Raw genomic sequence first — 6,262 nt, forward strand, 5'->3', positions numbered from 1 at the left:
CCCGGGGTCTTGGTGAAGGTGTCCCAGATGGACGGGCCGCGTCCGTCCTCGGTGACCGCGCCCTCGATCTGGTACGCCGAGGTGGCCGCGCCGAACGCGAAACCGGGAGGGAAGCGCAGCCCGGGACGAATCTGTTCCTCTTGTGTCGTCACGCCTTGACCGCACCTTCCATGAGTCCGCCGACGATCTGGCGGCCGAATGCGACGAATACCGCGATGAGCGGAATGATGGACAGCGCGGTACCCGCGAAGATCAGCGAGTAGCTGGTCGAGTAGCGCGCGTTGAGCGAGTTGATGGCGATCTGCACGGTCGGGTTGTCCGGCGTCAGCACGATCAGCGGCCACATGTAGTCGTTCCACATGAGCATGAAGGTGTTGATGCCGAGCACCGCCATGCCCGGACGCACGGCCGGCAGCACGACGTTCCACCAGATCCGCAGCGTCGCCGCGCCGTCCACCCTGGCCGCCTCGACCAGTTCGTTCGGCACGGCCTGGCGCGTGTACTGGGTCATCAGGAACACGCCGAACCCGTTGAGCAGGTACGGCAGGATGATGGCCTTCAGGGTGCCGGTCCACTCCAGGCTCACCATCATGCGGTAGAGCGGGACCACGCCCATCTGCTGCAGCGGCACCGCCATCGTCAGCAGCACGAGCAGCAGCAGGATGTTGCGGCCCTTGAACCGCAGGCTGGCGAAGGCGAACCCGGCCAGGGTGGAGATGATCACCACGGACACGGTGACGATCGCCGCGCTGAAGAAGGAGTTGGTCAGGCCGAGCAGGAAGTGCGCGTCCTCGTTCTCCAGCACCGCGACGATGTTCTCGCCGAGGTTGCCGCCGGGCAGGAACTTCGGCGGCACCGACACGGCGTCGGAGTTCGTGCGCGAGGCGATGACGAGCATCCAGTACAGCGGGAACGCCGACAGGAAGATCGCCACCCCGAGCATGACCCGCGTCATGACGGTCGGTTTCCAGCCGGTCACTTGGCGCCTCCGATCCGCCGGACGAACAGGAAGTTGACGGCCGCGCCGATGAGGATCAGCAGGAACAGCAGCCAGGCGGCCGCCGCGGCGTAGCCGTAGTCGAACTCGCGGAAGCCCTGCTTGACGACGAACATCGCCACCGTCTGGAACTGGCCCTGCGAGCCGCCGTCCACGTTGCCGTTGTAGAAGGTGGTCGGCTCGGAGAACAGCGTCAGGCCGCCGATCGTGGAGTTGAGCACCACGAAGATCATGGTCGGGCGCAGCATCGGCAGCGTGATCTGCCAGAACTGGCGCCGCCGGGACGCGCCGTCGATGGCGGCGGCCTCGTACAGGTCCTTGGGGATCGTCTGCATGCCGGCCAGGAAGATGATGGCGTTGTAGCCCGTCCAGCGCCAGTCGACCATCGCGGCGATGGCCAGCCAGGACGGGAAGCGCTCGGCCCGCCAGTTGATCTTGTCCCCGCCGAACCAGCCCAGGACCCAGTTGACCAGGCCCCAGTCACGCGCGAACAGCTGGGTGAACACCACCGCGACCGCGACCACCGAGGTGACCAGCGGCAGCAGCACGCTCATGCGGATCGGCAGGCGCCAGCGCAGCTTCTTGTTCAGCGCGTTGGCCAGGAACAGGGCCATCAGCATCTGCGGGATCGTGGCCAGCAGGAAGATGCCGACGGTGTTGGTGACGGCGTTCCAGAAGTCCTCGTCGGCCAGCAGCGCGGCGTAGTTGCCCAGCCCGGCCCACTTGGTGTCGCCGGCCAGGTCGTAGTCGTAGAGCGAGTAGTAGAGCGTGAAGGCCAGCGGGAACAGCCCGAAGGCGGCGAACAGCAGGAAGTACGGGGACACCAGGGCGTACGGCATGGCCTTGACGTCGAGTCGAGAACGCCAGAGGCGGCCGGGCGGGCGATCGCGGCGATGGTGGTTCCGCGCCGCCCGCGGAAGGGTGTCGAGGCTCATAACAGACCTTTCAGCGGCAAGCCCGGCCCGCCGGCGGCGGACCGGGCGGGGGAAGATCAGCCCGCGGCCTTCACCGCGTCGTCGACCAGCTGCTGCCAGGCCTTGTCGTAGGCCACCGAGCCGTCGTCCATGCCCTGGATGACCGACTCGACCGCGTTCTTGACCTGCGCGTGCTTCACCCCGAGGAAGACCGGCTGCAGGCTCTCCGCGGACTTGGCGAAGATCTCACCGATCGGGGCGTCGCTGAAGAACTCGTTCTTCGCGCCCTGCACGGCGGCGTCGGCCTGGGCCTTGCTGTTGCTCGGCATGTTGCCGAAGTCGGTGAAGATGCTCGCCTCGGTCTGCGCGCTGGTCAGGTAGTCGGCGACCTGCGCGGCCTCCTTCGGGTGCTTGGACTGCTTGGGCACGGCCACCCACGAGCCGCCCCAGTTGCCGCCGCCGCCGGGCACCGAGGCGACGTCCCACTTGCCCTTCATGCCGTCGCCGGCGTTGCCCGAGACCACGCCGAGCATCCAGGACGGGCAGCCGACCGTGGCGAAGGCGCCCTTCTGGGTGCCCGCCGCCCACTCGTCGGTGAAGTTGCGCAGCTTGGCCGTCAGGCCGGACTGGCTGAGCTTGGAGGCGAAGTCGAAGCCCGCCTTCACCGCCGGGTTCTTGTCGACGATGAGGTTGTTGTCCTTGTCGAAGTAGGCGACGTTGCCGTTCTTGGCCGCCTCCTGGTACAGCACCACGTTGTAGAGCGTGTTGGTGCCGTCGGTGAACTTGGTGTCCTTCACCTTCGCCTGGAACTGCTGGCCGACCTTCATGAAGTCGTCCCACGTCGGCCACAGGGCGGCGACCTTCTCGCGGTCCGTGGGCAGCCCGGCCTTCTTGAACAGGTCCGTGCGGTAGCACAGGCTCATACCGCCGATGTCGGTGCCGAGGCCGAAGATCTTGCCGTCGGCCGTCACGCCGTTCTCCCACTTCCAGGCGGGGTAGTCGGCCTTGCGGCCCTCAAGGCCGTACTCCTTCAGGTCGGCCCACCACTCGGGGTGCGCCTTGGCCAGGCCCATGCCGCCCTCGTCGATGCCGACGACGTCGCCCGCCCCGTTGCCGGACTGCAGCCACTGGATCATCTGGGGCCAGTACTGCTGCTCGAACTGGTCGGTCAGGTGCTCTTCCTTGATCTGGATGTCCTTGTGCTCGGCGTTCCACTTCTCGATGGCGTTCTTGTAGCCGAAGTTGGAGCCGCCGCCGAAGGTCTGCACCCGGATGGTGACGGGCTCGGCCGCCGCCGCGGAGGAGGCGGGGCTGTTGCCGGCGGCCGGCGTGTCGCCGCTGCCGCACGACGCGACGGTCAGCGCCGCCGCGGCCAGGGCTGAGGCCGCGGCCAGACCGCGACGCTTGCTGATCATCATGAGGGACCCCTTCTCGGGTGACTGATGGGAGGTGCACCGCGGCACGCGCTCCGCCGCGGCGGGAGTGTTTGGGAGCGCTCCCACAAAGGGTGCACTTACCGGCTGTGTCCGTCAATCCGCCGAAACGGAACCGTTACCAATCGTGCGTTTTGCCACCCAGAATCGGGATTTAAGGGGATGAAGGGTGTGAAGGGCTGTTTGGGAGCGCTCCCACCTCAAGAGACATCTTTCGTGCCGCATCAAGGGCATGTCGCCCGGACCCTCCGAGCTTGCTCCCGGTCAGGTATGGCTGTCACGGAGCGTGACGGTCGGCTGGCACGTTCCAACGCCTTGACCCGGGGCCCGCCCGCGGCGTCCGGCGCAGCGTCGGCGGCGTCCGGCTGAGTGGCTGCGCGGATGGGGGCGGTTGGGGAGACTGGTGGCAGAGCGGGTACGAGTCCTGGCGATCATGGAGTGGCACCATTGTGTGATCGTTGGGGAGACTTGTGCCTGTTCTGCCGCCCTGGCAGACCGAACCGTTGTGGGAGCAGTTCGCGGCCCTGTTGCCGATGCGGCCGGAGTTCCACCCGGGCCATTCGCGGCTACGACGATCCGCACCACTGGACCTGCTGGACGACCTCCGGCCCCTGCCCGACGACATCACCGTGCACCTGGACGCCGGCTGCGACTCCGACAAGACCCGCCCCCTGCTTGCCGAACGTGGCCTGGGCGGCCGGATCGCGCACAAGGCGAGAAGGCACCGGTCAAGGCAAGCGACAGGTGGCATGTGGAGCGTACCCATGCCTGGCAGAACGCCTTCCAGCGCCTCGCCCGCTGCCACGAACACCACGCGACGGTCATTGACGCGTTCTTACGCGGCCTGATCCGCCGGGCCTGGACAACGCACCGCTGGGACAACCGACCCAACCGCCACCCGTGAACACACGCCCGATGGCGCGTCGAGCGGTTCATTGCTCGTCGTCGAGGCCCTCGACGGCGACAGGCTGCCTTCCGTTGAACGTCACGAGGATTCCGTAGGGGTCCGCCATTCGGAGCCTGCTCTCCGTGAAACGGATTGCCCAGGTTCGGTCGGCCCACACGGTTGCTTCGGGAACTGCCAGTGGCAACTCCGGAAGGTCGAGCCAGCTCAGTTCCTCAGTGGTGAGTTCGAAGTGCGATTCCCGGAGTCGGGTGCGGCAGTACTCCAAAGCTCGGTCGACGAAGACATCGAAGTGGCTCACGACGTCGTGAGCGAAATGGAGGGTGGCCTCTTCTGGCGGGGCGGCTGGCTCGATCACCAGACTCATCCCGGTCTCGACCGCGCCTGTCGGCTCCGGGAAGTAACCGGTCCAGCAGGCCAGCGATGGAGGGCTCTCCATCCTTCTCAACACAACCCCGGCGATACGCACGGTCGCGGGCAGTTTCGCGTCAACGCCAGGCTCTTCAGCGCCCGAGCTTCTCGTGGGGGCGCCGTTGTCGGTCATTGGCTCAGCATAGGTCCAGCCTGGTCACGATGATGATCGACAGCCGAGGCACGTAGCCACTTGCGCCCTCCGCCCCAAGCCCTATTCGCGCGGTCTGTAAGTGCCCGGCCCAGCGGTAGGCCCAGCGGTTGGCACGGCGGTCGGCAGAGTGCCCGCCACAGCGTCCGGCCTCAGCCTGATGCGGGCCTCAGCAGGCGGCGGCGCGTTCGTGGAGCAGGGCGCGCTCGCGGGAGTTGCGGGTCATCGAGGCCGCCCGTTCGAACTCGGCCCGCGCCTCGCCGCGCCGGCCCAGCCGGAACAGCAGGTCGCCGCGGACGCTCGGCAGCAGGTGGTAACCCTTGAGCGCCGGCTCGTCCACGATCTGGTCGAGCAGGTCGAGGCCCACCGCCGGGCCGTAGGCCATCGACAGCGCCACCGCGCGGTTGAGCTCGACGACGGGGGAGCGGGCCAGCCGGGCCAGCGACTCGTACAGGCTCGCGATGCGCACCCAGTCGGTGTCGCCGGGGTCGAACGCGCGGGCGTGGCAGGCCGCGATCGCGGCCTGCAGCGTGTACGGCCCCGCCGCGCCCACCCGCTCCTCGGCCCGTTCCTCGGCCAAGCTCTCCGCACGCTCCTCGGCCAGGCCCTTGGTTCGCTTCTCGGCCAGGCTCGCGGCCCGTTCCTCGGTCAGGCTCTCGGCTCGGGCCAGGGCCGCCAGCCCGCGGCCGATGAGCAGCCGGTCCCACCGGGTGCGGTCCTGTTCCAGCAGCAGCACCGGCTCCCCGGACGGCCCCACCCGGGCCGCCGCCCTGGACGCCTGGATCTCCATGAGCGCGACCAGCCCGTGCACCTCGGGTTCGGCGGGCATCAGCCCGGCCAGCACCCGGCCCAGCCGCAGCGCGTCCTCGCACAGGCCGGGCCGCATCCAGTCGTCGCCCGCGGTCGCCGAGTACCCCTCGTTGAAGATCAGGTAGATGACCTCCAGCACGGACGACAGGCGTCCGGCCAGCTCGGCGCCCTGCGGCACCTCGAACGGGACCTTCCGGTCGGCCAGGGTGCGCTTGGCCCGCACGATCCGCTGGGCGGCGGTCGGTTCGGGCACCAGGAACGCGCGGGCGATCTCGTCGGTGCTCAGGCCGCCGAGCACCCGCAGCGTCAGGGCCACCCGGGCCTCCATCGACAGCGCCGGATGGCAGGCGGTGAAGACCAGCCGCAGCAGGTCGTCCTCGATCTCGTCGGGCTCGGGCGGCTCAGCGGCCGTCTCCAGCCGGTGGCCCAGCTCGGCCAGGTTGCGGGACATCCGCTCGTTCCTGCGGATCAGGTCGACGGCGCGGCGCTTGGACACCGTCATCAGCCAGGCGCCCGGGTTGCGTGGCACGCCCGATTCCGGCCACTGCTCCAGGGCCGCGACCAGTGCGTCCTGGGCCAGCTCCTCGGCCAGGCCGACGTCGCGGACCAGCCCGGCCAGGCCGGCGATGAGCCGGGGCGCCT

General features: G+C 68.7%; 6 protein-coding genes and 1 pseudogene. 1 reads left to right on the forward strand and 6 read right to left on the reverse strand.

Translation table 11 applies throughout. From position 1 onward, the window contains the following. The 4 genes from ACWCSD_RS45385 to ACWCSD_RS45400 form a co-directional block, all read right to left on the reverse strand. A partial coding sequence (locus tag ACWCSD_RS45385; protein ID WP_449924759.1) for a family 1 glycosylhydrolase occupies positions 1 to 152 on the reverse strand: 152 nt, incomplete at its 3' end. Beyond that, complete coding sequence (locus tag ACWCSD_RS45390) at positions 149 to 979, reverse strand: carbohydrate ABC transporter permease (protein ID WP_397164300.1); 831 nt, start codon at positions 977 to 979, stop codon at positions 149 to 151. The genes ACWCSD_RS45390 and ACWCSD_RS45385, both read right to left, overlap by 4 nt. After that, a complete protein-coding gene (locus ACWCSD_RS45395) occupies positions 976 to 1,932 on the reverse strand; it encodes a carbohydrate ABC transporter permease (RefSeq protein ID WP_358293031.1) in 957 nt (318 codons plus the stop codon). Before ACWCSD_RS45395 ends, ACWCSD_RS45390 begins: the two co-directional genes overlap by 4 nt. A gap of 56 nt (positions 1,933 to 1,988) precedes the next feature. Next, complete coding sequence (locus ACWCSD_RS45400) at positions 1,989 to 3,329, reverse strand: ABC transporter substrate-binding protein (RefSeq protein WP_358293029.1); 1,341 nt, start codon at positions 3,327 to 3,329, stop codon at positions 1,989 to 1,991. Positions 3,330 to 3,928: 599 nt separating this feature from the next. On the opposite strand from ACWCSD_RS45400, the pseudogene ACWCSD_RS45405 reads away from it, so the two are divergent. After that, positions 3,929 to 4,248 (forward strand): annotated as a pseudogene (locus ACWCSD_RS45405) (IS5/IS1182 family transposase); the annotation flags it as partial. Between the two features lie 28 nt (positions 4,249 to 4,276). On the opposite strand, the gene ACWCSD_RS45410 reads toward ACWCSD_RS45405, so the two are convergent. Then, a complete protein-coding gene (locus ACWCSD_RS45410) occupies positions 4,277 to 4,792 on the reverse strand; it encodes a hypothetical protein (protein WP_397164302.1) in 516 nt (171 codons plus the stop codon). A 187-nt stretch (positions 4,793 to 4,979) separates the two neighbouring features. After that, a complete protein-coding gene (locus tag ACWCSD_RS45415) occupies positions 4,980 to 6,248 on the reverse strand; it encodes an RNA polymerase sigma factor (protein ID WP_449924762.1) in 1,269 nt (422 codons plus the stop codon). Positions 6,249 to 6,262 lie beyond the last annotated feature (14 nt).

The sequence above is a fragment of the Nonomuraea sp. NPDC001684 genome (assembly GCF_053596515.1).

Bases quoted from the DNA above. Each gene is read 5' to 3' on its own strand.
- ACWCSD_RS45400 (WP_358293029.1), bottom strand. From the start codon at position 3,329: ATGATGATCAGCAAGCGTCGCGGTCTGGCCGCGGCCTCAGCCCTGGCC.
- ACWCSD_RS45410 (WP_397164302.1), bottom strand. From the start codon at position 4,792: ATGACCGACAACGGCGCCCCCACGAGAAGCTCGGGCGCTGAAGAGCCT.
- ACWCSD_RS45395 (WP_358293031.1), bottom strand. From the start codon at position 1,932: ATGAGCCTCGACACCCTTCCGCGGGCGGCGCGGAACCACCATCGCCGC.